Genomic DNA, 23,541 nt, shown 5'->3' on the forward strand with positions numbered 1-23,541 from the left:
TCCCAGGAACACCCACCTTTTCGACCCCCCATGAACCCTTACGCCCCACACACCCTTGGTCGCCTACCAACACCCTTCGGAGCTCAATCCGCTCCAACGCTACCGCCAGGCTTCGGCCGTCTTGCGCGGAACTAGCCGCGCGTCGAACGACGGCTGGTACAGCAACCCTCTCGACCTCGACCTCCAGCTTCATGTGAGGGTCGATGGCGACCGTGTCGAGTCGCGCCTCTTTCACGCCCCGACCGCCGCCTGGAGCGCCGCTCCCGATCTCGACGAGTCCCTGTTCCGGGACCCCTCCGAGGTTCCCGCCTACGCCGAGCAACTGCTCGCCCTGGCCCGCAAGGCGGGAGTCCAGGCATTGGGAATCGTCCTGCACGTGGCCGACGAGTTCGCCACCACCGAGATCAAGCCGGAACTCGACAATCCCGGCGCTCTCGCGGAGCTGCGCGAGGCCATCATCACCACTCCCGGCGAGGTTCTCGACGACTCGTCGCTTTCCACCGATGACCACTCCTGGAGGCTCCTGCCCTACCCCGCCGCGGGAAGCGACTCCATCGCCACCGCGATCATTCTTTCGCGCCACGCGGCCCCTTTCATCGAAGCCCTTCGCGAGTTCGGAATCGCGAAGAACTTTCCCTTCGTCACCCTTTCGGTCAGCGCGCCGCTCGTCGCCCTGCTGGCCCTGCCCAAGCTCAAGACCGATGCCGTCACGGCCCCGTTCCTCGCCGTCCTTCCCTATCCGGTCTTCACGGTCCTCGCCTTCTTCAACGAGCACGGCGACCTGCTGCTACTGAGAACGCTCCAGCACCGGGGCCAGCGTCGGCCCTCCAACCTGCGCCACGCGGCGGCCACCACCGCCGCCGCAATGGAGATGGCCGATCCCGACATCCACATCCTTCCCCTTGCGGGCGAACCGGATCCCCAGCTCGCCGCCGACCTCCGCATCGTCTTCGAGGGCAGCAACATTCACGAGGTCGACTGGCGGGAGACCGACTATCACAACTCCGACGCGCAAGTTTCGGTCGAGATGGTGATCTCCACCAAGTTGCGGGAGGAGGTCGACACGCCCCTGGCCGCATCCCACACCTTCAGCACCCTCGGTTCGGAAGGCTGGGCGATCCAGGACTTCATTCCCGTCCCCGCGGAAGTGGCCGAGGTTTACCCCAGCCGCATGGAGATGAAAATGCTCCGCACCGCACGGTGGGTGCGCTTCGGCCTGATCGGCGCCGTGGTTCTGTGCTTCGGGTGGATCGGGCTGCGACTGCTCGACATGGTACGACAGCCGGAGTGGACCTTCAATGAGACCGAGGCCCAGGGAGTCGCCGGCAAGCTTTCCGCCCTGCGCAAGGAGCAACAGCGCATCGCCCACTGGGACAACCTCCTCGAAGACCGCTCCAAGGCCTGGACCTCCATGGAAATGCTGGCCCGCTTCTTCCCGGAGCGCTCCGGCTTCCTGGTCCGCACCTTCCATCACTCGGCCAATCCCGAGAACGTTCCCGGCCAGGCCAAGCTCGGCTTCGTCAAGCAGTGGCGGATCAACGGACTCGCCCGCGAGGACTCGCTCGAGAAGCTCGCCGACCTCAATACCCGCGAGGGCATCTCCGCCGCCTTCACCGAGATCGCGCGGGTCACCGGCAACCAGGCGTTCCGGACCGACCTGCCCACCCGGAGCATCATCGTCAACATCAAGACCCTCGAGAACGCGGGCTACAAGCCCAAGCCGCCGGAAGAGGTCATCATGACCGACGAATCCAGCTACCCGTTCCTTTTCGACCTCACCATCACCCAGCGCTTCGAAGCGGACGATCCGCTGGCCGTCAGCTCCTCCACCACGCCATGAACCTCTATCGCCAGGCCATCGCCCTGTTCGGATTCGTCGTCCCGGTTGTCATCGCAGCCGTGGCAATCGGCGTGGGCCTCAGCGTGAAGGGCAAGATCTCCGCTTCCTTCGAGGAGAAGTGCTCCCATTTCGACGGCTTCAAGCAGAACAAGATCGCCGCCCTCGGCCTGGAGGCACAGATCAGCCGCAAGCGGGAAGACATCTCACGCTGGGAGGAACTCGTGAGCAAGGAGACCGCCAGCGCAATCAGCTCCAATCTTCGTTCGATCGAGGAAAAACTGCCCAGCAAGGAATTCCAGACGACCGGACAACAGTTCCCGACCTCGCGGGCGGGCTTCGCCTCGGTCTCGGGTCAGGATTCGGCCCAGGTCCGCCTCGCCTTCCGCGCGACCTACCGCTCGATGCAGCGCGCCCTCCTCGAACTCGAGACGCACATGCCCCAGCTCCAGCTCCAGGAACTCCGGATGGAGCCGAGTGCCAACTCCAACAGCCTCAATTTCGAAATTCACTACACCGCATGGGAACAATGAGAACGACCCCACTCCTCCTCAGTCTCGCGCTGGTGCTCCCCCTGGCCGCCCAGTCGCTCGAAAGCGTCGACCCGGAGTCTGGCGACGCCTCCATTCAGGCCCCGGAGATCGAAGAGGAGAAGGATTCTGAGTTGATCTCCCAGCCATCGCGCTTCGCGGGCATCGACGCCGATGCCTACATCCGCACCCTGCTCGCCTCCTTTGAGATGCGCGGCCGCGCCCGCGATCCCTTCGGTCGCCATCAGGATCCCAACTACAAGCCTCCGACCCCGGTCGTCGCCAAGAAAACGGTCCAGAAATACAAGCCCGAGCCGGTCACCCCCTTCTCCGACATCGTCGAGGCGATCCCGATCACGGCGATCATTCCCGCGCAGGGGAAATTCCTCGTGGGCGGCCGCGCGTTCAGCGTGGGTGCCCGCCTCAAGCTCAACACCGGAAAGGACGAGCCGCTCACCGTGCACGTCGTCGGCATCGACAACAACCGCGTCAACTTCCGCCACGGCATCACCAACGAAACCGCGGCGCACGTCCTCAAGATGCTGCCCGGCGGCATGATCCGTGGAGGTGGGGAAGCCCGCCCCGACGGGGTCATCCCCGCCAACTCCGACGACACCATCGATCTCTCCGGAGGCTCTCCGAACTCCCTCTCGTCCCGCCGCTAAAACCCACAAGCACCCTGCCACCAAGGCCATGAAAACAACGACCACCCTTCTCACCACCCTTACCCTGCTTGTCACGCTGGTCGCCCGCGGCCAGGACGAGTTCGGCGACCTTCCCGACACCCCGGGCATTCCCGCGGCGGCCGACGATCTTCCCATTCCGGACCTGCCACCGGCTCCTTCCGACCTCACCACCCCGCCCGACGCACCCGACGCTCCGGGCACCCCGGGCGACGGTCTTGCGGAGCCCGCCACCAGCGGTGGCGAACCCCCGGTCGAACCGGTCGCCCCTCCGGAAGAGGCCCCGATCGATGCCACCGAGGCCACCCAGCCCATCCAGGGGACCGACGAGGGATACCTGATCAAGGATGCCGCCCTGAACGACATCTTCCAGTTCCTCGCCAAGCAGGCGGGCCGCCAGTACTTCCACAACATGAAGATCGCGACCCCCGAGTTCCGGGTCACCGGTCACCTCAACGACGGCAACCCACTCCAGCAGATGGAAGAGCTGGCCTTCATGTACGGCCTGATGCTCTACACCAAGGGCAACACGGTCTACGCCCTCACCCAGGCACAGCTCAGCCAACTGCCGAGCACCGAGTTCAGCTACCAGCTGCGCTACCTCCGCCCGCAGGACAAGGACCAGATCATGGAGCTGATCAAGCCCGTGCTCAGCCCCGGCACCGGCATCGTCAACTTCGAGCCGAAGACCAACACCATCATCATCATCGACACCGCCCACCGCATCGACCAGGCCCGCGACCTGCTCCACAAGATCGACCAGCCGAAGGGACAGATCATCGTCGAAACCAAGATCCTGCGGGTCAACAGCAAGGCCGCCGAACGGGTCGGCGTGAACTGGTCGGCAAGCCTCGGGGAGACCGGCACGACCCTTGAGATCGCACGCAGCCTGAATGCCATGTTCGGCATCGGCAGCAGCTTCACGGACGTCCCGAACACCGCCAGCGGCATCACCTACGACTTCGCCCCCGACGCCAACCTCGTCCTCAGCCCCGTGCAGCTCCAGGGCGTGCTGCGGGCCCTCGCCGAAGGCGGTGTCGCCACCCAGATTTCGAACCCCACCCTCATCACCGAGGACAACGAGCAGGGCACGATCTCGATCATCGACCGCGTTCCCATCATCACCACCACCACCAACCAGGGTTCGGGCGATGTCTCCAGCGTCTCGGAGGAGGTCCGCTACAAGATCGATCCGGGTGACCCGACGATCAACGAGGATCCCGAGAAACACCGCGAGATCGGCATCTCGATGGTCGTGACCCCCACCCTGCTTCCGGATGGCACGGTCAGAATGCGTCTCCGCCCCCGCTCGGCCCAGATCACCGACCAGATCCGCAGCCCCTCCACCGACAACGTCTATCCGCGCGTCACCGAATCGATGATCGAGTCGCTGAGCCGCGTTCCGGACGGTTTCTCGCTGGTCGTCGGCGGTTTCTACGGGGAAACCGAGAGCAACGACCGGACCAAGGTGCCGCTCCTCGGAGACATTCCGATCCTCAACTTCTTCTTCAAGAGCCGCGAGACGATCAAGGAGCAGGCAAGCCTCGTCTTCATCGTCACGCCGACCTCCTACGACCCGAGCAACCGTTCGGCCACCGGCAGGCAGTCGAACCGGATTCACTCCTCGCTGCAGGTGACCCGAGACCACGACTGGGTGGACACCACCAATCCCGGCCCGGCTCACGAGCCGAACCTGCGTCGCGGCATCCGCGGACTGCGCCCGCAGGAAGCGCCCTACTATCCCACGCAGGATGAACTCGAGAGGTCCAAGGGTCCGCGCGTTCGCACCAACACCAGCACCGGAGCCACCTCCGCAGACTCCTCGCGCAAGAATTCGTTCAGCCGCGCCCGCCGCTACTGATCCCGCCCCCTCGACCCCGCCATGAGTGAAATCGCCACCATCCAGCACAACACCGACGCGTCCCCCACCGAGGACCTGTTGGCCAAGTGCCGGTCCGAATGCCTCACTCACACGATCGAGGCCTTCAAGCGCGCCCAACTCGCGGACGAGATCGAGCTGGAAAAGATCCGCCAACGCTATGAAGCGGGGCGGGAGGATGGAACGCCCATCGACCTGATCGAACTCCTCGCCCGCATCAAGGGCACCGAGGAGGAGCACATGGGGGTGGAGGTCTCCCGCATTTCGCATGAGGTGACCACCGTGCTCTCGCCGGCTCCGCCGCTGATCCCCTTCGCCGGAAAACTGATGGCCCCGTCCTCCTTCTACGAGGCCTACACCCAGCTCCACGAACTCGCCCGCGAGCTCATGGCACCGGTGATCTTCGCCGAGGACACCGATGCCATCGGCACCGGCGCGCTCAATCCGGTCGCCGCCCACATCATGGGCGGCCAGATCCTTTCCGCGGTCAACCGCCGCTTCGCCATCCGCCCCTTCGTCACCGTGGTCCGCCTCGACTACGAAAGCTGGACCTTCCTCTGCCGCAAGCACTTCGGACTATGATCGACTTCGACGGCATGTCGTTCAACGAGCTGATCAGCGGGCGCATCATGAATGCGCTCGCCGAGCACGACCCGCAGTACGGCGAACTGCCGCACGACCAGGTCGGCAACCGCGTCACGCGGAACTGCTTCATGGCCGCCCTCGCGCGCATCAACGGCCTCCCCTTCTTTCCCAAGGTGGCCGAGTTCTGCGATGCCTCGCTGCACACCTACTGCGACCCGACCGTGCTCACCCGGGGCTTCTTCAGCCCGATCTGCACCACCGGTGACAAGTTGATCGTCGCCATCGCCAACCCCTGGAGCCCGATCGCCGAGGAATACCTCGCTCCGCGCTTCCCCGACCTCGAGATCGTCAAGATCGTCACCCTCGCCTCGGAAATCAGCCGGGCGATCGAATCGGTGGCCTCCAACTCCGGACCGAGCCGCTCGGATCTCGAAGCCATCGACGTCGAGGAGGGCGACGACGAGATCCGGGACTTCGACGTCACCACCGACTACGCCGAGCCGATGGCCCAGCTCGTGGCGACCATCATGGCCGACGCCGTCAAGCAGCGCGCGTCCGACATCCACTTCAAGGTCGAGAAGGAGGTCTTCTACTACACCTTCCGGGTCGACGGCGACCTCGAGCAGAAGGTCGAGATCCCGATGAAGCTCAAGGACCGCCTGGATGCGTTCCTGCTCAACCTGATGAAGCTTCCCACCGAGATCCGCAACACCACGCCTGGCATCTCGGGGCGCTTCACGATCTCCTATTTCCACCGCCCGATCGACATCCGCTACGAACGCCACCGGACCTACCGCGGGTACCACGTGACGATGCGTCTCCTCGACAAGGGGCACATCAACGTGACCCTCGGCAAGGGCACGCTGGCCTTCGACGACGAGACCCTCTTCGAGCTCTACAAGGTGATGAAGGTCCCGGCCGGCATCATCGTCATGTCGGGCCCGACCGGTTCGGGCAAGTCGACCACGCTGAATGCCATTCTCCGCGAACTCAACCGCCCGGAGGTGAACATCCTGACTCTCGAGAACCCGGTCGAGGACGAGGTCGCCGGCATCACGCACTGCGACCTGAAATCCCCGAAGGAGTTCAAGCCGATGATCAGCTCCTTCATGCGGAGCGACCCCGACATCATCCTCATGGGCGAGGTGCGCGACATCGAATCCGCCGAACTCGCCATCGAGGCGGCCGTCACCGGCCACAAGGTGCTCACCACCATCCACACCCCGCGGGCCTCGCAGATCATCGAGCGTTTCGAGCAACTCGGCATCGAGCGCTGGAAGATCGCCCAGACCCTCAAGGCCGCATGCGCCCAGCGCCTGATCAAGGTCCTCTGCCCTTACTGCAAGGAACCCATCGACGGCATCGACGAGAAGAACCGGCGGGTCTTCTGCCTCGACGAGAGCTGGGCCAACACCCCGAGCTTCATCGCCAAGCAGGGCGGCTGCGCCGAGTGCCGCGGCTCCGGCTACAGCGGCCGGACCGCCATTCTCGAGATCATCCCGATCACACCGAAGGTCTCCGACATGCTCTCGAAGGGCGAGATTTCCCCCTACGAACTGGAAGTGCAGATCCAGGAGGAAGGCGTCCTGCCGAACCTCCGCAAAGCCGGCCTGCGACTCCTCAAGGAAGGAAAGACCGACCTCGCCGCGGTCTCGAAGGTAATCGACATGACCTACTCCGATGACTAGCGCCACCGCCACCGCCAAAACCCCGGCCACCCCGGCCAAGCCGAAAGCCGCCCCGAAGAAAAAGGGCGGCCAGATCGAGATCAATTTCGGCCGCAAGGGCGGCCAGCCGAAGCAGTTCTCCAAGAAGGAACTGATCGGCGTCTTCCGCGGCCTCAGCTCGATGCTGCGCGCCCAGATCAACACCGCCGACGCGATCAAGTACTACAGCCAGGGCCTTCCCAACAAGGTCATGGCGGATGCCCTCAAGCAGATCCGCGAGGACATCGGCGCCGGCGTCAGCGTTCACGAGGCATTCCGCCGCACCGGCCGCTTCAGCGAGATGGTCGTCGGCCTCATCCAGGCCGGCGCCGATGCCGGCCAGCTGCACCAGGCCTTCAGCTCGCTGGCCGCACGATTCACCAGCGAACTCCATTTCAACAAGGCGCTGCGCAAGGCCACCACCATGCCGGCGGTCGTCATCACCATCCTCTCGGGCGCCTTCATCGTTTCCCAGGTCAAGATCGTCCCCCAGGTCGAGGAGATGCTCAAGTCGGTGCGCCAGGAGCCCGACGGCCTGACCGCGATCTCCTTCGGCGTGTCCCACACGACCCAGCGCATCTGGCCGGTGGTCGTCGGCATCATCGTCGCCACCATCCTCGTCATCTGGCGTTCCGAAAAGCTGCGCAACACCATCCTCGGCCTGGCGATGTCCAAGTGGCGTCTGCTGCGCACCCTGATCATGAGCCTGCGGCAGATGACCTTCCTCTCCACCATCAAGCTGCTCCACGCCAACGGCATCAACCTCGCCAAGTCGATCCGCGTGTCCGCCAACAGCGTCCGCGGCACCCCCTTCTACCACGAACTGCGCGAGGCCGCGGACAAGTACGAGAACTCCGGCGTGCCGCTCTCGACCGCGTTCTCGAAGTACACCTCGGTCGACACCCAGGTGGTCCACATGCTCTCGATCGGCGAGAAGTCCGCCTCCCTCGACAACCAGCTCGAGATGCTCTCGAAGATGTACGAGGAGGACGCGGAGAACGCCATGGGCACCTTCACGGCCACCGTGAACTTCATCGTCCTGATCATCGCCGTCAGCCTGATCGCCGCCGTGTTCATCGGCACTTTCCTGCCGATCTTCCTGATGGGACCGAAGATGATGCAGGGTGGCCTCGGCTGAGGCGCCCGGAACCCGAACCCGATGTCATGCCATGCAACTGACCCGCTTCGACCGCTGGCTGCGCGAGAAATTCGTCCACGAAATCCACGTCTACTCGCTGCGGCCGCCTGAAATCGTGCCCAAGGGGGTCCGCGCGGAGGACCTCCCCGAGACCCCGGGCCGCAAATTCCGCCACCGCTACGTGGCTCACAGCAGCCAGGCTGCCGATGCCCTCATCGGCAGCCTCAAGGAGCACAACCAGATGTTCACGACCCGGGTGGTCGATCGCAAGGCCTGGTACGTGCCGCTGTGCGCCCCCAAGGACAACAAGTCGGTCACCTGGTGGTGCGCCTGGGTGCTGCTCAGCTGCGTCGGCGCCTTCGTCGTCACCAACGCCCTGCGCGCCCTGTTCGCCAATCCGACCTTCCGCGACAACATCGCCGAAGCGCTGGAGATCATGAAGGGCTGAACTTGTAAGGATTTCCTACTTTTCCACCCATCCAAATCACTCTATCCTCCTCGGAAACATGAACACGTCCCGCCGCCTGAAGCCGCTCCACCGCGGTTTCACCCTGATCGAGATGTCACTGGTCATCGGCCTGCTGATCGCCTTGATGAGTACCGGGATCTTCTTTTCCAGCGCCATCGGCACGTGGAAGGCCGGCCGCGATGCCTCGGAAACCCTGCGCTCGGTCTATGTCGCCCAGCGCACCTTCCTCGCCGATCATCCGACCACCTCCATGAGCAGCGTCAGCAAATCGGACCTCCTGCCCTACATCCCCGGCAAGCCTTCGACCTTCCCGACCGTCGAGGGTCTCGACGGCGTCGTCCGCGACATCAAGGTCACCGTTTCCCCTCCGGTCGTCATCGACAACACTGGCATCACATACGATCCTTCGGGCAAGCCGAATGACTCGTTATGGGACGTGGGAGAATGAAACACGGAATCGTCATCTTGTTCACACTGCTCGCCGCCACCGCCATCCAGGCCGCCGAGTTCCGCCACATCGGCGACTTTGCCGTGCGCTCGCGAATCAAGATCGTCGAAGACCATGCCTTCCCGACGACCATCAAGCCGCTCCGCCTGAGCGCGTTCACCGATGGCATCACCGTCCGCATCTCGACCACCGGCGACCCGGAGAATGCCAGTGAATACACGATCTACCGCTCCGATGGCATCGGCCGCCAGCAAGGGCGCAACGGCGCGCTTGAGGTGATTCCCGGGGTGCAGGCAAGCTCGGACAAGGGCGGCGTACTCCGCCAGCTTCGCCTGACCGAGCGCACCCTCACGCTGACCAGCTTTCCCGGCGTCTCCAACCAGGTGGTCGTGACCCACGCCGTCGTGATCGCCCCGCCCAGGGCTGTCCCGGCAGATCCTCCTCCGACCGCCGACCGTTGACCACCATGCGTCCCCTTCCCACCAGCCCCGAGAGCCTCGCCCCGGCCCGTCCATCGGTCGGCGCGAAGCCGGCCACTCTGGAACTCGGACCCACCCAGAGCTCCAACCAGCGGCGCCAGACCTGCCCCACCCAACGGGCCTACCCCTGGCTCCTCGGGGTCAGCACGCTTCTCGCCGGAGTCTTCTGCTTCCTCTACATCACCAAGCCCGTCATCGGTGCCGCCGCGCCCGCCTCCGGCAGCGAGGATTCCAAGTCCGCCCTCAACGCCCCGCCCGCCGCTGCCGCTGATGTATCATCGCCCGCAGGCCCCGGCGAAGCCCCCACCAAGCCGTCCGTGGTCGCACCCGGGGCACTCGCCGGCGAGGAAAGGAGCCCCTTCGAGGAGACCAACCTCCGCATCCAGCACATCCTCGGCGCCACCGGCCCGCAGGGCGAGGACCTCGGCCGCATCACGCTCGACGTCCCGGTGCTCTACGAAAGCGGTGTCGTCCGCTGGACCGAGGAAGACGTTGCGAAGGCACGCTCGCTGCTTTCCCGCATCCAACAACACCGACAGCGGTCCCGGGAAATTCGCGATGAAGCCGTCGGCCTGATCGCCGAATGGGACCAACTGATCATCGAATCCATCCCCGAACGAACCCTCCGCGCCGACAGCCCCACGCTTCCCGAAAACCAGGGTGCCGGAACCGCCGGTGACGCCCCCTTGAAATCCACCGACTCGATCGAGATTGATTCCCGATGAAAGCTGTCACCTTCCTCATTCTCGGCACGCTCCCGCTCGCCGCGCAGGACATCGCCCCGAAGGACTCGGAGCGCGATCCCGTCCTGAACGCCCTGCTGGCAGAGCCGGATGAAGAGATCGTCGAGCCCGAAGAATCGATGACGGACGACACCGACGGACCCGTGCTCGTCACCGGCAATCCGCCGGAACACTCCGACTTGCTCGAGCCCGGCACCGCCGATGGAAACTCGTTGGACGAAGGAGAATCCACATCGGTCGACCTTCTGGACGCCGGGCTGGTCGAGGCCGGGGAACCTGCCGACCCCGGCGAACGATCCGGCGTCACCATTGAGATCGAAGGAGGCACCAACACCGGGCGCTACGATGCCGATCAGGTCAAGCTCCTCGCTCCCTTCCCCGCGAAGCCTCTCATCGCCCCGCCATCCGGCTGGAAGATCGTCCAGCCCGAGGGATTGCCGGCATTTTCCGAAACCGCGGAGCTGCCCAACGGAACCGAGCTCAACCTCTCGATCCGCCCGCACCTGCTGGTGCCCGATGCCGATGGCAGCCGCATCTTCGCCCTCTCCGAACCCGGCTTCGATGCCCGCCTCGGATACGCCCAGACCGACACCATCGGCTCGGTGCTCGCCGACACCATCCATGCGCTCGACGAGAACGGCGAACGTCTCGACGACGCCGCCCGCCGGCTGTCGGAACTCCTCGACTCCCTCCCCGCCGCCGCTCCCGAAGAAGGAGAAGAAGAACCCGAGCAAGAAGACCCATGAAGCCCGCCACCCTGCCCATTCTCTGCGGTGCCGCGCTTGCCATCATGGCGGGTGCCGCCGGATCGCACTTCGCCAGCGTCAAGCAACTCGTCGCCCTCGCCGAAGCCAGCTCCCTTTCGATCGCTCCGGTCCCCACTTCCCCGGTTCCCGACGAAGCCCTGGACACCCGCTCGATGATCGCCGAACTGCGGCGACAGAACGAAGCAATGGAGGACCACCTCTCGGGCCGTCGCGACCAACCGCTGGCGGAGAGCACTCAAGCGGACTCCTCCGACCTCCACAAGGTCCTCGCCGAACTCGTCGCCATCAACCGCGAACTCCGCTCACAGATCGCCGAAACCAATCGTGACCTCATGGAACTGCGCTTCCAGGTCGACACCCACTCCGAGCAGTTCCGGCCACTCAACACCGTCGCCGAGCCCGTCGAAGAACTGGATCCCTACGATCCCTCGATCGGCATCCTGCCGCCGCTGGATCTGCAGTAGCGCTGCCACCGACATCCACCCGCCACCACCGCGTTGGCATACCGCCTTCTTGTTTGGCGGTCATGGACAGTCCTCTTGATGCCGGAGCTCCTCGGAGTCTTTCTCAACGTCTGAGGACAGGCGACCCCGACCCCACGAGGCGTCGGCCCTGTCCCGTTTCCCGGATTGAATCGTCCAAATCGGTCTGCGACAAGGCCGCTGTAAGGGGTCGTCCTGATCCGGCTTGTTGGGCAATTATTGTGCGACCTAGAGAGAGCCCTGTCGGTGCGCCGCGGCCAGGTAGCCCAGCACGGAGACAAAGAGAAGGATCGCGGGGAATACCGCATAAACCGCCCAAACAGCTGAGGGAGACGACAGCTGCTCGGGGCGATTGGAGGTACCGATGAAGAACACTGCCCAAATCGCATTCAGACCCGTCGATATGGTCCAGAAGATCTTCAAGCTCTCACCTGATCGATGTGAACGAGCTGCCCAGATGTAGCCGATCCACACGGGAATTCCGATACAGTACAAGACCCCGCCAAGGCCCCAGTCAAATGGCACTCCTAGAGGGTCGTGGTGAAATCCGAGCGCTTCTAGAATGTAGGCCCCTCCGTAGAGGATTGCGAATGGTGCGACGAGTAGCGGCGGCAGGCCGACAACAAACGCCGCAATCGCGATAGCCTTGGTGCTCATCTGTCTCGTGCCACGTCTGAGGAATGGCGTCGCGACCCGATGGCGGCGGCACCGATCCCAGGGAAGGTAGAGAAGCACCAAAAACGCTTTTCAACAAGTCCGCTGTGGAGCGTCGCCATCTCCGGCCGTGGAATTGTTCGTTGGACGGAGCATCAGCACTACCGCCGCAATCACCGCGTTTCCTATGATCCAAGCTGGAATCCACCATGGATCATCACCTCCACCCCAGACATCCATCGGGAGGAGGTAGAGGACGCAAACAAGGTGGTGAACCAGGCTGACGATCCAAAACGTGCGTGGGCCTACCAAGGGATAACGCTCCTTGATGCTGTAACGCACCCAACCCCACCAAATGAAGTAGCCGCTCAGCATGAGGATTAGGGTGACGAGCAGCTCCGCCACATCCACGACATTCTCGACATACTGAATTGAGGCTACGGTTACAGCAAAGCCGCCGATTCCTACGATCGCCCAGATGCCACCGAAAAAGGCCAGAACCGTGGTGAGCGTGCGCATACTTCAGCCATAGCAACGTCAAAGCTGACCCACACCCTGCCGAGAGCGCACGTCCGACTGCGCTATAAAAGGTTGAGTGGCCATGGCGATTTCAACTCAAGGCGGGCAGGGTGTTGGTGTCCAGCGCCTTGTTCGGCTTGGTTGATTCCCCTAGCATCTCCGCAACGGCAAGACCAATTGCTCGCCCCAAGAGAGGTGGGACCGCGTTGCCAATCTGCTTCACAATCTGTGACCGCGTTCCACGGAACTCAAAATCGTCATCGAACGATTGCAAGCGCGCTCCCTCACGAGGTGTCAAAGCTCGATTAGCCACTGGATGGATACAGCGATTCGATGCAGGATGCACGAAGTTCACGGTGATGGTTACGCTCGGTTCGTCCGCCGCAAGACGCGAGTAGCAAGAACTGAATCCCGAAGAGATTAGGTGCTTAGGGATGCAGGAGATATTCGGGCCTGAGTGCCTGATGATCTCGAGCATTTTCGGTGTGTGGCGTGTGCTGTCGTGTAGCTTCAGGCTTCGCCGGCGTGAACGCCGTGCTCGCTGGTAGGCATTCTCTGGCGGGCGATCATACGCAGTCGCCTCCTCCCCGGATTCGATTCGTGGTAAATCTCCTATGGCATCCATCACGCTAAGTGCCTGCGGCAGTTGGTGGCCACGGCTGAAAAGCGGCAGCTCTTCCGGAAGGTGCATCCGGCTCTTGTTCCGGTGTCCGATAGTTGAACCATTGCAGGTGTGGGTATGCGAAGGGAATACGATCCCAATGCCGCGCTCTGCACCAATCAGGATGAGTCGCTCACGCTTCTGTGGCACACCAAAGTGCGCCGCGTTGAGAATCCGCCACTCGCAGTGGTATCCAGCCGACGCAAAGCACTCCTCAATCTGTTCGATCGTCTCACCATTATTGTGTGTTGCGAGACCGACGACGTTCTCCATCACGAATACAGGCGGACGGAAGTAGTTCACGAAATTGGCGTATTGCTCGAAAAGCGTGTTGCGAGGGTCATCCTCATCGCTGGATCGAAAGGGCCGGATAGATGAAAAGCCTTGGCATGGGGGGCCGCCGATCAACACACCAAGCTTACCTCTCTTGATGCCGGTCAGCCTCTCAATATCTGAGCACGAGACGGTGCGAATGTCCTGCTTGAGCGTTCGCGCGTCCGGGTGGTTGGCCTCAAAGGTAGCCAAGCTGTCCTTAAGAATGTCAATGCCAAGCGCCGTTCGGAACTGGTCGCGGCAAGCGGCCTCGAAGCCAGCGGAGAAGCCGCCGGTGCCACAGAATAGGTCGAATACGGAATGCACGGTGGAGACTATTGTCACGGTGACAGCGAGGTGTCAAGCGTGACAATAGTCTCAGGTGCCCGATCCATCTGCCGACAAGATTCTACAAGCCCTCGTGAAGGTTCTCCGGGTCGAGAGGGAGGCCAAAGGCCTGAACTACGAGGAACTAGGGGCTGTCACCGGACTCCATCGAACCACGCTAGGGTTGTATGAACGTGGTGAGAGGTGTCCGACAATCGAGGCAGCCCTCCAGATCGCGGAAGCGCTTGGCATGCCGCTCTCATCGCTAATCAGAAAGGCCGAGGAATCTGCCGAGTCTGGGCGCGTCAGCGAGGAGTTCATCACTCGTCGGGAGGTGCCCCTTGGGAACTTCCGAAACGGCTCCGAACTTCGAAGCTGCCTCGGCCTGTCTCCCGATGCCGTTAGAGCTGCGATTCTGGACTGCTACAACACGTTGGATACGATCGATCAACAATTGGTCGCCCACGGCGCGGAGCCAATGGCTCGACTCGTGGAATTAGCCAACCTGTCATCAATGATTGGCAACCTTCTCGGGGCTGGTCTAGCGTCGGCCTCAAACGGTCTCTATCGAAGGAATAGACCACACGCCTATCCTGACCTGATCCCTCAAAATCCCGACTACAACGACCTGGAGATCAAGGTGGCTCTGGAGAAGAATAAGCCAAAAGGACATCTTCCAAAGGCAGGGAACTACATCACATTCCGCTACGTTCTCTGCAATGATTCGGGCCAGTTCATCTCCGGCAAGGAGAACCGCGGGCTTCGTGTCTTCATCTGGGAGGTGAAGGTGGGGCGAATTAGAGAGTCCGACTTCGACTTGAGCAATACCGAGGGGGATTCTGGAAAAACGGCCGTAATCAAGACCGCGGTGTTCAACGCTATGCCCTTGATTTACTTCGATCCCGACTTGCTCCCGTATGCGCGTCGTCGGGACCGTCGCTATCCGGGGTTCAATTAATTGCCGAACGACTAAATCCTCCTACCGATGACAGCGAAAACCGACATCTCTACACCCCCGAATCCGCCGCTGGCAGCGGTTAGGAGCGATGCCTTAGGCTATTCTTGTGTTGGTTCGTGCTATGGATTCACGGCGGAACCCTTGTGGATGTAGCTCCAAAACACGGGATCGAGATTCCCACCGTCGAGCCTACTGACGATCACCTGATCCTGAGGACCTGTGAAGTCGTCTTCCTGAATAATCACTTGAATAGTGTAAGGTGCACCGTCGTAGTCGAAACGGCCTGTAAGACCGGTAAGGTGATAGCCAGCCCATGGTGAGCACCTGTCAATATCAGCGACAACTTCGTGGTCATAGTCGCCTAGTTCGAAAGTGATGCGGCCCTCTCTTGTGATGGCTAGGTGGTGACCATCGTCTGAGATCCAGTCTCCGGTGATCCTTCGCCTGAAAGGCAGATCCACGAAATACCACCTGCGAAGCTCCTCAGCCGGCTTCGTCATCGCGAGCACGGCCTCATCCGCGACTCCAAAGGTGATGCCTCTCCAAATCCGGAGGTAGTAAAAGCCGCCGTAAATCAACATGATTCCAAGTAGGATGGCGCCATACTTGGCGGATCTCTTGAGGCCTCGTCTCATGGTCCATGGAGAATCACGCTCCATTTCTGCCGACGTCGAAGTCCTTTCACACCTGCCCGAGGGCGATGCTCCGACTGTGGGTTGAGGGTGGAATGGTCATGACAGGTTGAACTCGCGGCGGGGCAGGTGTTGAGAGCGACGCCTTGTTGTGCATTTGATTCAGAGGTAGTCGAAAAAGCGGACCCACCACGTGAGCTTGTTGTCGAAGGGTTCGTTCTTCCCGTCGTAAAGTTCTTCGAGTTCGTCGGCATCTACGAACGTGAACCCTCGATCCTCAATGTATCGCTTCGCCGCCATCACGTTGGTCTTGGTACCTCCGCCATCATCGAGATCACTTCCGAAGAGTGTGAACATCCTCCCGAAGTTCGAGAACCTGAAGGAGAAGAGGTAGCTGAGTGCTCCGACTCCCTTCTGCCGGTCGTAGTAGCGATCATCGAGGTATCCCACATCAGTGAGGAAAGATGCATCCTGGACATTTCGATCGACGTCGAGCTTGATGCCCAATATCCGCTCGAGCTCAGGCAGCATTGCGTCGATTTCCTTTATCGCCGTTCCCGGCGCAGAACTTGGCGGAAACTCCCAGTGACCCTGCTCGTCTGCCTCAAGCAGAATACGTTTGGTCTCTGGATTCATATTCCTGCACAACAGTGTATTGTATCGATTCGAGGTATTCCGGTAGTAGCAACTGGTTGATTCCGGGTCAATCGCCTGGCCGCTTTGACCCCATCACCCTGACAGTCAATGGCTTGCGTGGCGAGACATTCGGTCCCGGTGGGTCCAGGCCTTGCAGTGGGTGGCCTGGATACCCCGCTGCGGGGTATCCAGGTGATACCCCGAATCGTGTTTTGAGGGCAAAAACACGAGCGTGGAACATTCGTGGAACATCGCCCGGCCACCCAGATGGGAGCGTGAGTCCTCGAATTTACGGGCGATTCCGGGGATTTTCATTGGTTCGGTCGATTGTTGAGGTTGGCTTGAGGTCTGGTTCTCCAAGGCTTGTTTTCGTTGATGTGCTCGCATGAACGCATTTTGTGGTGTTCAAATGAGTGGGGCCGGGGCCTGCATTTGAACATTTCCAGCCTCCGGACCACCCTCCCCGGGATGACCTCTCCCCTCGAAGCGAGGCCTCCTTCTGCAAGCGCCCCCCGGTATCGACACTCGTCAAACAGCTGGCCTACTCCCCGGTTCCTCGGGGGATGCCCCCAGGGTGACAAAGTGTCGGCATTCCCGCCTTGATTGCGGCACCTCCATCCACTACCCGATCTGCGTGGTTCCGCATCCGCTCCTCAGGCACCGCTACGACCGCCTGGAAGACAAGTCCGTCTTCGTCAATGGTCTGTTCGACGCCGGTGCCGAACACTACGACCCGGTCGTCAACTGGGGCTTCCTCTGCCAGGGCAATTCCTACCGCAAGTGGGCGCTCCAACGGCACGGACTCGAGCCCGGCATGCGGCTCCTCGATGTCGCCTGCGGTACCGGCCTGGTGGCCGTGGCCGCCGCCGAGATCCTCGGTTCGGCCGATGCCATTTCCTGCGTCGATCCCAGCGAGGGCATGCTCGCCCTGGCCCGGCGGAAGCTTGAGGCGCATTTCATCCAGGCCGGGGCCGAGGCCCTTCCAGTCGCCGACGCATCCTTCGACTTCCTCTCGGTCGGCTACGCCTTGCGCCATTTCGGCAGTCTTGAAGCCGCCTTCCGCGAGTTCCGCCGGGTGCTGAAACCGGGTGGCAAGGTCCTGCTGCTCGAAGCCACCAAGCCCGAGAATCCGGTCGGTGCCGCGATGTTCCGCTTCTACTTCGGCGGGCTCTATCCCTTCCTCACGCGGCTTTTCACCCGCAGCGACCACGCCGAGCGGATGATGCAGTATTTCTGGGAAACCATGGATGCCTGCGTCCGGCCCGAAACCATCCTGGAAGAGCTTCGGAAGGCGGGCTTCGAGAAGGTCGAGCGAACCCGGCTGGCCGGAATTTTCAGCGAGTACAGCGCCGAATAGGCCCCCCTCAACCCGCCACCCGTTGGTAATCGGCCGGCTCCAGGCAGCAGGGATCGGCAGCGACCCAGTGGCCGGGATCGATCTCCACCAGCGGAAGTTCCCTGCCGATCGTTTCCTCGTAGCGCGGATGGTCGATCCGGTGCCCGAAGGCACTCCCCTTCGGCGGATCGATCGGCGACGGGACATCCCCCTCCAGCAACACCCGCTCGACCTTCATCGCCGGATCGGGGTGAGGGATGGCCGAGAGCAGCGCCTTGGTGTAGGCGTGCTTGGGTTCGCGGTAGATCGTCTCGGAGTCGGCCATCTCGACGATCTTTCCGAGATACATCACGGCGACCCGGTCGGAGATGTGCTTCACCACCGCCAGGTCGTGGGCGATGAAAAGGTATGAGAGATCCATCTCCCGCTGGAGTTCGAGCAGCAGGTTGAGCACCTGGGACTGGACCGAGACGTCGAGCGCCGAAACCGGCTCGTCGCAGATGATCAGCTTCGGGTTCAGGGCCAGCGCGCGGGCGATGCCGATGCGCTGGCGCTGCCCGCCGGAAAACTCGAAGGGATAGCGGTCGGCACTCGCGGCCTGCAGTCCCACCCGGTCGAGAATCTCGTCCACCCGCCTGCGCCGCTCGGCCCGGGAGATCCCGCCGTGGATGATGTACGGCTCCTCCAGTATCTCGCGCACGCTGTGGCGGGCGTTGAGCGACTCCACCGGGTCCTGGAACACCATCTGCATGTCCCGCCTCAGGGGGCGCATCGCCGCCGTTCCGAGGTGCGTCACATCGACGCCCTCGAACTCGATCCGCCCCGCCGTCGGCTTGAGCAGGCGGACGATGGCCTTGCCCAGGGTGGACTTGCCGCAGCCCGACTCTCCCACCAGCCCGAGCGTCTCGCCCTGGCGGATGCCCAGCGAGACCCCATCGACCGCCCGCACCGCGCCGGTCTGGCGCATCAGCACCCCGCCATGCACGGGAAAGTGAACCTTGAGGTCCTCGACCTTCAGCAGATCACTCATGACCGGACCTCCTTGCGACTGGTTTCCCCGTAGCAGATCGGGCAGCTCTCGACCCAGTGGCCTGGGCTCGCCTCGATGAAGTCCGGCCGCTCGCGCAGCGTCGGCCCGCGCCGCTCCATGCGCTGGCAGAACCGGCAACCCGGCACGAAATCCCGCAAGCCGGCCACCATCCCGGGAATGACGGGAAGCACGGTCTTCGGCTCCGTTTCAATGCGCGGGATCGAGGCCAGCAGGCCCTTGGTGTAGGCATGGAGCGGATTGGCGAAAAGTTCCTTCACCGGCGCCTTCTCGACCACCCTGCCGGCGTACATGACGACCACCTCGTCGCAGCTTTCGGCGATCACGCCGAGGTCGTGGGTGATCAGGATCATCGACATGCCGAACTCACTCTGCAGCCGCTTCATCAGGTCGAGGATCTGTGCCTGCACCGTGACGTCGAGCGCGGTGGTCGGCTCATCGGCGATCACCAGATCCGGCCGGCAGGCGAGGGCCATGGCGATCACCACGCGCTGGCGCATGCCACCCGAGAGCTGGTGGGGATAGTCGCCCACCCTCATTTCGGGAGCGGGAATCCGGACGAGCTTGAGCATTTCGATCGAGGCCTCCCACGCCTCCTTCTTGCTCATCTTCTTGTGCAGCAGGAAGCACTCCGAGAGCTGGCGGCCGATCCGGTGCACGGGATTCAGCGCCGTCATCGGTTCCTGGAAGATCACGCCGATCTCGCCACCGCGCACCGTCCGCATCTCCTTCGGGCTGATCCGGGTAAGGTCGCGTCCCTTGAACATCACCTCGCCCTGGAGGATCCGGCCGGCGGGCTGCGGCAACAGGCGGATGATGGACATCGCGGTGACGCTCTTGCCGCAACCCGACTCGCCGACAATTCCCAGCGTGCCTCCCTTGGGCACCGTGAAGTTCACGTGATCCACCGCCCGCGCCAATCCGCCCTCGGTGTCGAAGGCGGTGATCAGGTCCCGGACCTCGAGAATCGCCTCACTCATCGGCACCCTCCTCCTGCCCGGGTTCCGTCTCGGCGGGAACGGCGGGAACGGTGTCTTCCTCACCATCGCCTCCGCTCTCGTCCGCCCCGTCGTCCTCCGCCGACACCACGCTGCGATACTGGTCGAACAGCAGATACTGCTCCTCGAAGGTCTTGCCGTCCCGCATGGCCCGGAGGGTTTCCTCCTTCATCTCCTCGTCGATCCAGTGGACGTGGGCCTCCTCGGGCAGATAGGCCACCCGCACGTTGAAGTCCTCCGGCCACTGGACCCAGCGCCAGTAGCCGACGCGGTAGAACGGCCGCTGGAAGGCGGGAATCCACACCGCCCGCTCGTGGAAGATCTCCTCGAGTTCCCAGCTGGTGTCCTTGACCGCCTCGTAGCTCCGCGCGTTGCGGTTGGCCTCCAGGATCACATCGACCTCCGGGTCGGCGAAGATGGAGAGGTTGTTGGTCATCGGCCGCGGTTTCTTCGTCCCCTCGATGTAGGCCTCCTTGGAGTGGAACTGCTGGTAGTAGTCGGGGAAGGGCGGAGTGACCGCCCAGCCCGCCAGGGCGATCTCGTGCTCCTTGCGCGAAACCTTCTGGAAAGCCGTGGTCGTGTCCAGCACCTCCAGCTTGTATTCCACGCCCGCCTTGCGGGCCTCCTCCTTGATCCGGAGCATCATCTGCTCGTAGAGCGGCGGGCTCTTGCGGACGATCACCGTGAAGGAAAGCCGCTTGCCTTCCGCATTCCTCAGGATCCCGTCCGGCCCCGGCTCGGTGAAGCCGGCCCGGGCGAAGGCCTCGCGCGCCTTGGCCAGGGAGAACTCGCGCGGCGTGATGCCCGGATGCGAGATGTCGCCGAAGCCTTCGTTCAGCAGCCTCAGCCGCTCGGCGTCGCCGCGCAAATCCACGTCGATGACCTTCTCCCAGTTGGTCGCGTGGGAGAGCCCGACGCGGATATCCAGGTCGTCGAGCAGGGGCTTGCTCATGTTGAAATACAGCCCGATCGAGGGCCTCGGGTAATCGTTGTAGAAGGTGGCCCGCTCGATGTAGCCGTTGAACACGGCGTCGATCTCGGTCGCCTCGTACCATTTCTTCGGATCGCCGAGCAGGTAGACGTCGATATCCCCCTGCAGGAACATCTGGAAGGCCTTCTCGGTGTCCCGGACCAGCCGGTACTCGATGCGGTCGACATTGAAACGATTCCTGTAGTACTTGCGATCCTTCGCCCACCAGTCCTTCACCCGCGTCAGGGCGATCGAGCGGCCCTTCACGATGTCCTCCTCGAGTATCTGATAGGCTCCCGTGGTCGGGCGGGGACGCCAGTTGTAGCGGCTCTCGAAGTCCGGCCCGAACTCGCGGAAGAACTCCTCCTGCATCGGCCGGACGGAGGCGAAGTAGGGCGGGATCGGCTTCGGATAGGCGTTGCGGATCGCGAAGTAGTCGTCGCCGTAGGTCGCGACGCCCCAGAACTGCTCGCTGTAGTAGATCCGGTAGAAGGCCTCGCTGAGGTAGGGCGAGAGATAGATGTAGAAGGCCATCAGCCAGTCGCGCGAGGTCACCTCGGTGCCGTCCGACCAGCGGGCCTCGTCGTCGATGTGAAAATAGACCGTCTGCCCGTCTTCGCCCACCGCCCAGCGGTCCGCGAGTGCCGGAATGACTTCCATGGTGTTCGGGTGCAGGCCGGTCGGCGCGAGTTCGATGTCATCGTAGTGATACGAGCGGAATCCGCTGTTGGCCTCCTTTCCCGCCGTCCGGATGGTGGGCGGATACGCCCCTCCCGGAATGTCCGTGTGCATGGTGCCCCCCTTCTTCGCGTTCGGGGAACCGAGGTCCGGGGAATCCTGGTTGGTCTGCCAGTCGAGGTCCGGGGGAAGATCCGCCTCGGTGAGGATCTCGAAATAGTTCGGCCGCTCGAGGCGCCGCTCGAGATCGTCGAGCAGGGACTGCGCCTCCTTGCGCGCCGCGTCGTCGAGATCACCCGCCAGCTGTTCCTGCAGCTCGGCCTTCCGCTTCTCGAGCTTCTCGATTGTTTCGCGGTTGAAGCGCTCGTAGAAGGCCTCCCGCTCGGCGGTGTTGTCGTACGGATCATGGGTCCGCGCCTCGCGGCAGCCGCCGATCAGGACGGCGGCAAGGGGCAGTAGGAGCAGTCGCCGCATCATTGGTAGGTGGTGAATTTCTTCGGATCAAAGGCTTCGCGGATCGCCTCGCCGATGAAGGTGATGGTGAGCAGGAGGATCACCAGCATGGCGAAGACCGAGCTGACGATCCAGGGCGAGCCGAGGTTCTCGAGGCCGCCGTTGAGGATGCGGCCCCAGCTCGGGTAGGAATCCGGCACGCCGAAGCCGAGGAAGTCGAGGGCGGTGAGCGAGGCGATCACCGAGGCCACGCTGAAGGGCACCAGGGTGACGATGGTCGCCACCGCGTTGGGCAGGATGTGGCGGAAGATCACCCGCGGCATGCTCGCTCCGAGCACCCGGGCGGCGCTGGCGTAGTCGCGCGCCTTCTCCTTGTAGGTGGCGGTCCGCAGGTAGACCGCCACCTGGATCCACGAGAAGATGCAGAAGATGAGCAGAATGGTCCCGAGCGTGATGTTGTCGCGTCCGATGTTGGCGGAAAGAATCATCACCACGAGCAGGAAGGGCACGTTGAGCATGATTTCCATGACCCGCTGCATGATCAGGTCGTAGGTTCCGCCGAAGTAGCCCATCAGGCAACCGAAGGTGATCCCGATGCCGTAGGTCAGCACCAGATAGAGGGCGGCCGCCTTGAAGATGACCTGCAGCCCCCCGTAGAGCTGGGCGGCGATGTCCCAGCCCTTCTTGTCGGTCCCCAGCAGGTGCCGGTGCTGCCAGCCCCGCTTCTCCGGCTGCGTGGCCTGTCGCTGCTCGAGGGCGGGCGGCAGCGGCGGATAGATCTTGCGCACCCACGCTCCGCCCTCCGGCGCCTCGAAGTCCTCGGGAAGACTGCTCGACACGATTTCGCCGTCCTTCCACTCCTCGCGGCCCACCGGTTCCCCGTCGGGACCATAGACCTCGATCGACCACTGGGGCAGCCCCTGGCGGAGGCGTCCGGAGCGCAGCAAGGGACCGGACTCGCCCTCGGCGAACTGGAAGGCGTAGCCGTTGTAGGGATCGCGTCCGTCCGGGGTGTGGACACGCTTGGCGACCATCGGCAGCAGGCGCTCCATCTGGTCATCCGAGTCAAAGGTCGGATCCCAGGGAATCGCCGGCAGGATCACCACCGTGTCGGTTTCCTCGGCACGTTCGCTGAGCAGGCGGTAGTTGGCTTCCTCGTCGCCCGTGCCGCCGAAGAAGGACTCGGAATACGGCAACTCGCGGAAGGCCGGAAAATGCCACTCGCCCTCGTAGCGCACCGCCAGTGCCCGCTTCCCCACCAGCGCCTGGTCGAGCATCGTCAGGACGAGCAGGAACATCAGGACGCGGAAGGCGAAGTAACCCCGGCCGATCGAGCGGAAGCGCTCGAGCCGGCGCAGCGTCAGCGGATTCCAGTGGAAGCCGCCGCCGAAGGCGATCATCAGCAAGCCGGCAAGCGTCATGGCGACCGACATGGCCAGGCCGATGACGCGGTGCTGATGCTCGAGCCAGAAGCTCTCGCCGATGCGGTTGGGATCGGCCTCGAAGTCGTAGAACCAGCGGACGGTCGGGATCTCGATCCCCCGGAACTCCCCCGCCGTCGCGAGCAGCGCGACGACGATCAGCAGCAGTCCGATTTTGCGGGGAAAGGTCAT

The 23,541-nt window shown here is 63.0% G+C and carries 24 protein-coding genes; 15 read left to right on the forward strand and 9 right to left on the reverse strand.

Going from position 1 to position 23,541, the window contains the following annotated elements; genetic code table 11:
* The first annotated feature begins 121 nt into the window (after window positions 1-121).
* The 13 genes from ACG2LG_RS13570 to ACG2LG_RS13630 are packed head-to-tail and all read left to right on the forward strand — an operon-like array spanning window position 122 to window position 11,728.
* The gene (locus ACG2LG_RS13570) at window positions 122-1,840 is read left to right on the forward strand and encodes a hypothetical protein (RefSeq protein ID WP_396259812.1); all 1,719 of its coding nucleotides are present in this window, start codon (window positions 122-124) and stop codon (window positions 1,838-1,840) included.
* Complete coding sequence (locus ACG2LG_RS13575; protein WP_396259814.1) at window positions 1,837-2,370, forward strand: hypothetical protein; 534 nt, start codon at window positions 1,837-1,839, stop codon at window positions 2,368-2,370. Before ACG2LG_RS13570 ends, ACG2LG_RS13575 begins: the two co-directional genes overlap by 4 nt.
* Window positions 2,367-3,032: a hypothetical protein gene (locus ACG2LG_RS13580; protein ID WP_396259816.1), complete on the forward strand. Its 666-nt coding sequence runs from the start codon at window positions 2,367-2,369 to the stop codon at window positions 3,030-3,032. Before ACG2LG_RS13575 ends, ACG2LG_RS13580 begins: the two co-directional genes overlap by 4 nt.
* A gap of 28 nt (window positions 3,033-3,060) precedes the next feature.
* On the forward strand, window positions 3,061-4,911 hold the full coding sequence (locus ACG2LG_RS13585) for a type II secretion system protein GspD (protein ID WP_396259818.1): 1,851 nt from the start codon (window positions 3,061-3,063) through the stop codon (window positions 4,909-4,911).
* 21 nt (window positions 4,912-4,932) lie between these two features.
* Window positions 4,933-5,511 carry a hypothetical protein gene (locus ACG2LG_RS13590; RefSeq protein WP_396259820.1) on the forward strand — a complete coding sequence of 193 codons (579 nt, stop codon included), beginning with the start codon at window positions 4,933-4,935 and terminating at the stop codon, window positions 5,509-5,511.
* Window positions 5,508-7,202 (forward strand): GspE/PulE family protein, encoded by a 1,695-nt coding sequence (locus ACG2LG_RS13595; protein ID WP_396259822.1) that lies wholly within the window; start codon window positions 5,508-5,510, stop codon window positions 7,200-7,202. The genes ACG2LG_RS13590 and ACG2LG_RS13595 overlap by 4 nt, the downstream gene beginning before the upstream one ends.
* Window positions 7,195-8,358 carry a type II secretion system F family protein gene (locus tag ACG2LG_RS13600; RefSeq protein ID WP_396259824.1) on the forward strand — a complete coding sequence of 388 codons (1,164 nt, stop codon included), beginning with the start codon at window positions 7,195-7,197 and terminating at the stop codon, window positions 8,356-8,358. Before ACG2LG_RS13595 ends, ACG2LG_RS13600 begins: the two co-directional genes overlap by 8 nt.
* Window positions 8,359-8,389: 31 nt before the next feature.
* Window positions 8,390-8,806 (forward strand): hypothetical protein, encoded by a 417-nt coding sequence (locus ACG2LG_RS13605; RefSeq protein WP_396259826.1) that lies wholly within the window; start codon window positions 8,390-8,392, stop codon window positions 8,804-8,806.
* A gap of 58 nt (window positions 8,807-8,864) precedes the next feature.
* Window positions 8,865-9,275 (forward strand): type II secretion system protein, encoded by a 411-nt coding sequence (locus ACG2LG_RS13610; RefSeq protein ID WP_396259827.1) that lies wholly within the window; start codon window positions 8,865-8,867, stop codon window positions 9,273-9,275.
* Window positions 9,272-9,736 carry a hypothetical protein gene (locus ACG2LG_RS13615; RefSeq protein WP_396259829.1) on the forward strand — a complete coding sequence of 155 codons (465 nt, stop codon included), beginning with the start codon at window positions 9,272-9,274 and terminating at the stop codon, window positions 9,734-9,736. The genes ACG2LG_RS13610 and ACG2LG_RS13615 overlap by 4 nt, the downstream gene beginning before the upstream one ends.
* Before the next feature lie 5 nt (window positions 9,737-9,741).
* Window positions 9,742-10,479: a hypothetical protein gene (locus ACG2LG_RS13620; RefSeq protein ID WP_396259830.1), complete on the forward strand. Its 738-nt coding sequence runs from the start codon at window positions 9,742-9,744 to the stop codon at window positions 10,477-10,479.
* Window positions 10,476-11,243 (forward strand): hypothetical protein, encoded by a 768-nt coding sequence (locus ACG2LG_RS13625; RefSeq protein ID WP_396259831.1) that lies wholly within the window; start codon window positions 10,476-10,478, stop codon window positions 11,241-11,243. The genes ACG2LG_RS13620 and ACG2LG_RS13625 overlap by 4 nt, the downstream gene beginning before the upstream one ends.
* The gene (locus ACG2LG_RS13630; protein WP_396259833.1) at window positions 11,240-11,728 is read left to right on the forward strand and encodes a hypothetical protein; all 489 of its coding nucleotides are present in this window, start codon (window positions 11,240-11,242) and stop codon (window positions 11,726-11,728) included. Before ACG2LG_RS13625 ends, ACG2LG_RS13630 begins: the two co-directional genes overlap by 4 nt.
* A gap of 246 nt (window positions 11,729-11,974) precedes the next feature.
* Here the strand turns inward: ACG2LG_RS13630 and ACG2LG_RS13635 are convergent, their stop codons facing one another.
* The 3 genes from ACG2LG_RS13635 to ACG2LG_RS13645 all read right to left on the reverse strand — a co-directional run bounded on the left by ACG2LG_RS13635 (window position 11,975) and on the right by ACG2LG_RS13645 (window position 14,219).
* Entirely contained in the window at window positions 11,975-12,403 is a 429-nt protein-coding gene (locus ACG2LG_RS13635) for a hypothetical protein (protein WP_396259835.1), read from the reverse strand.
* 90 nt (window positions 12,404-12,493) lie between these two features.
* The gene (locus tag ACG2LG_RS13640) at window positions 12,494-12,919 is read right to left on the reverse strand and encodes a hypothetical protein (protein WP_396259837.1); all 426 of its coding nucleotides are present in this window, start codon (window positions 12,917-12,919) and stop codon (window positions 12,494-12,496) included.
* A 91-nt stretch (window positions 12,920-13,010) separates the two neighbouring features.
* Window positions 13,011-14,219, reverse strand: coding sequence for a DNA cytosine methyltransferase (locus ACG2LG_RS13645; protein WP_396259839.1), 1,209 nt, complete (start codon window positions 14,217-14,219; stop codon window positions 13,011-13,013).
* 55 nt (window positions 14,220-14,274) lie between these two features.
* On the opposite strand from ACG2LG_RS13645, the gene ACG2LG_RS13650 reads away from it, so the two are divergent.
* Window positions 14,275-15,177, forward strand: a complete 903-nt coding sequence (locus ACG2LG_RS13650) for a helix-turn-helix domain-containing protein (RefSeq protein WP_396259840.1) — start codon at window positions 14,275-14,277, stop codon at window positions 15,175-15,177.
* A gap of 119 nt (window positions 15,178-15,296) precedes the next feature.
* Here ACG2LG_RS13650 and ACG2LG_RS13655 read toward each other — a convergent pair whose 3' ends face one another.
* Complete coding sequence (locus tag ACG2LG_RS13655; RefSeq protein ID WP_396259842.1) at window positions 15,297-15,812, reverse strand: hypothetical protein; 516 nt, start codon at window positions 15,810-15,812, stop codon at window positions 15,297-15,299.
* Window positions 15,813-15,971: 159 nt separating this feature from the next.
* Window positions 15,972-16,445, reverse strand: coding sequence for a hypothetical protein (locus tag ACG2LG_RS13660; RefSeq protein WP_396259844.1), 474 nt, complete (start codon window positions 16,443-16,445; stop codon window positions 15,972-15,974).
* 634 nt (window positions 16,446-17,079) lie between these two features.
* On the opposite strand from ACG2LG_RS13660, the gene ACG2LG_RS13665 reads away from it, so the two are divergent.
* The gene (locus ACG2LG_RS13665) at window positions 17,080-17,802 is read left to right on the forward strand and encodes a class I SAM-dependent methyltransferase (protein WP_396259846.1); all 723 of its coding nucleotides are present in this window, start codon (window positions 17,080-17,082) and stop codon (window positions 17,800-17,802) included.
* A gap of 7 nt (window positions 17,803-17,809) precedes the next feature.
* Here ACG2LG_RS13665 and ACG2LG_RS13670 read toward each other — a convergent pair whose 3' ends face one another.
* From ACG2LG_RS13670 to ACG2LG_RS13685, 4 genes are read right to left on the reverse strand one after another with little or no spacing between them, the layout of a single operon-like run.
* Window positions 17,810-18,811: an ABC transporter ATP-binding protein gene (locus tag ACG2LG_RS13670; RefSeq protein WP_396259847.1), complete on the reverse strand. Its 1,002-nt coding sequence runs from the start codon at window positions 18,809-18,811 to the stop codon at window positions 17,810-17,812.
* Window positions 18,808-19,809 carry an ABC transporter ATP-binding protein gene (locus tag ACG2LG_RS13675; RefSeq protein ID WP_396259849.1) on the reverse strand — a complete coding sequence of 334 codons (1,002 nt, stop codon included), beginning with the start codon at window positions 19,807-19,809 and terminating at the stop codon, window positions 18,808-18,810. Before ACG2LG_RS13675 ends, ACG2LG_RS13670 begins: the two co-directional genes overlap by 4 nt.
* On the reverse strand, window positions 19,802-21,949 hold the full coding sequence (locus ACG2LG_RS13680) for an extracellular solute-binding protein (protein WP_396259851.1): 2,148 nt from the start codon (window positions 21,947-21,949) through the stop codon (window positions 19,802-19,804). Before ACG2LG_RS13680 ends, ACG2LG_RS13675 begins: the two co-directional genes overlap by 8 nt.
* Window positions 21,949-23,541: an ABC transporter permease subunit gene (locus ACG2LG_RS13685; RefSeq protein ID WP_396259852.1), complete on the reverse strand. Its 1,593-nt coding sequence runs from the start codon at window positions 23,539-23,541 to the stop codon at window positions 21,949-21,951. Before ACG2LG_RS13685 ends, ACG2LG_RS13680 begins: the two co-directional genes overlap by 1 nt.

The sequence above is a fragment of the Haloferula sp. A504 genome (assembly GCF_044385805.1).
Taxonomy (GTDB): Bacteria; Verrucomicrobiota; Verrucomicrobiia; order Verrucomicrobiales; family Akkermansiaceae; genus Haloferula.

Excerpts from the sequence above, each read along its gene's own strand:
- ACG2LG_RS13675 (WP_396259849.1), bottom strand. The coding sequence starts at position 19,809 with ATGAGTGAGGCGATTCTCGAGGTCCGGGACCTGATCACCGCCTTCGAC.
- ACG2LG_RS13610 (WP_396259827.1), top strand. The coding sequence starts at position 8,865 with ATGAACACGTCCCGCCGCCTGAAGCCGCTCCACCGCGGTTTCACCCTG.
- ACG2LG_RS13595 (WP_396259822.1), top strand. The coding sequence starts at position 5,508 with ATGATCGACTTCGACGGCATGTCGTTCAACGAGCTGATCAGCGGGCGC.
- ACG2LG_RS13680 (WP_396259851.1), bottom strand. The coding sequence starts at position 21,949 with ATGCGGCGACTGCTCCTACTGCCCCTTGCCGCCGTCCTGATCGGCGGC.
- ACG2LG_RS13660 (WP_396259844.1), bottom strand. The coding sequence starts at position 16,445 with ATGAATCCAGAGACCAAACGTATTCTGCTTGAGGCAGACGAGCAGGGT.
- ACG2LG_RS13615 (WP_396259829.1), top strand. The coding sequence starts at position 9,272 with ATGAAACACGGAATCGTCATCTTGTTCACACTGCTCGCCGCCACCGCC.
- ACG2LG_RS13590 (WP_396259820.1), top strand. The coding sequence starts at position 4,933 with ATGAGTGAAATCGCCACCATCCAGCACAACACCGACGCGTCCCCCACC.
- ACG2LG_RS13620 (WP_396259830.1), top strand. The coding sequence starts at position 9,742 with ATGCGTCCCCTTCCCACCAGCCCCGAGAGCCTCGCCCCGGCCCGTCCA.
- ACG2LG_RS13575 (WP_396259814.1), top strand. The coding sequence starts at position 1,837 with ATGAACCTCTATCGCCAGGCCATCGCCCTGTTCGGATTCGTCGTCCCG.
- ACG2LG_RS13585 (WP_396259818.1), top strand. The coding sequence starts at position 3,061 with ATGAAAACAACGACCACCCTTCTCACCACCCTTACCCTGCTTGTCACG.
- ACG2LG_RS13580 (WP_396259816.1), top strand. The coding sequence starts at position 2,367 with ATGAGAACGACCCCACTCCTCCTCAGTCTCGCGCTGGTGCTCCCCCTG.
- ACG2LG_RS13655 (WP_396259842.1), bottom strand. The coding sequence starts at position 15,812 with ATGAGACGAGGCCTCAAGAGATCCGCCAAGTATGGCGCCATCCTACTT.
- ACG2LG_RS13600 (WP_396259824.1), top strand. The coding sequence starts at position 7,195 with ATGACTAGCGCCACCGCCACCGCCAAAACCCCGGCCACCCCGGCCAAG.
- ACG2LG_RS13635 (WP_396259835.1), bottom strand. The coding sequence starts at position 12,403 with ATGAGCACCAAGGCTATCGCGATTGCGGCGTTTGTTGTCGGCCTGCCG.
- ACG2LG_RS13670 (WP_396259847.1), bottom strand. The coding sequence starts at position 18,811 with ATGAGTGATCTGCTGAAGGTCGAGGACCTCAAGGTTCACTTTCCCGTG.
- ACG2LG_RS13630 (WP_396259833.1), top strand. The coding sequence starts at position 11,240 with ATGAAGCCCGCCACCCTGCCCATTCTCTGCGGTGCCGCGCTTGCCATC.
- ACG2LG_RS13640 (WP_396259837.1), bottom strand. The coding sequence starts at position 12,919 with ATGCGCACGCTCACCACGGTTCTGGCCTTTTTCGGTGGCATCTGGGCG.
- ACG2LG_RS13685 (WP_396259852.1), bottom strand. The coding sequence starts at position 23,541 with ATGACCTTTCCCCGCAAAATCGGACTGCTGCTGATCGTCGTCGCGCTG.
- ACG2LG_RS13625 (WP_396259831.1), top strand. The coding sequence starts at position 10,476 with ATGAAAGCTGTCACCTTCCTCATTCTCGGCACGCTCCCGCTCGCCGCG.
- ACG2LG_RS13605 (WP_396259826.1), top strand. The coding sequence starts at position 8,390 with ATGCAACTGACCCGCTTCGACCGCTGGCTGCGCGAGAAATTCGTCCAC.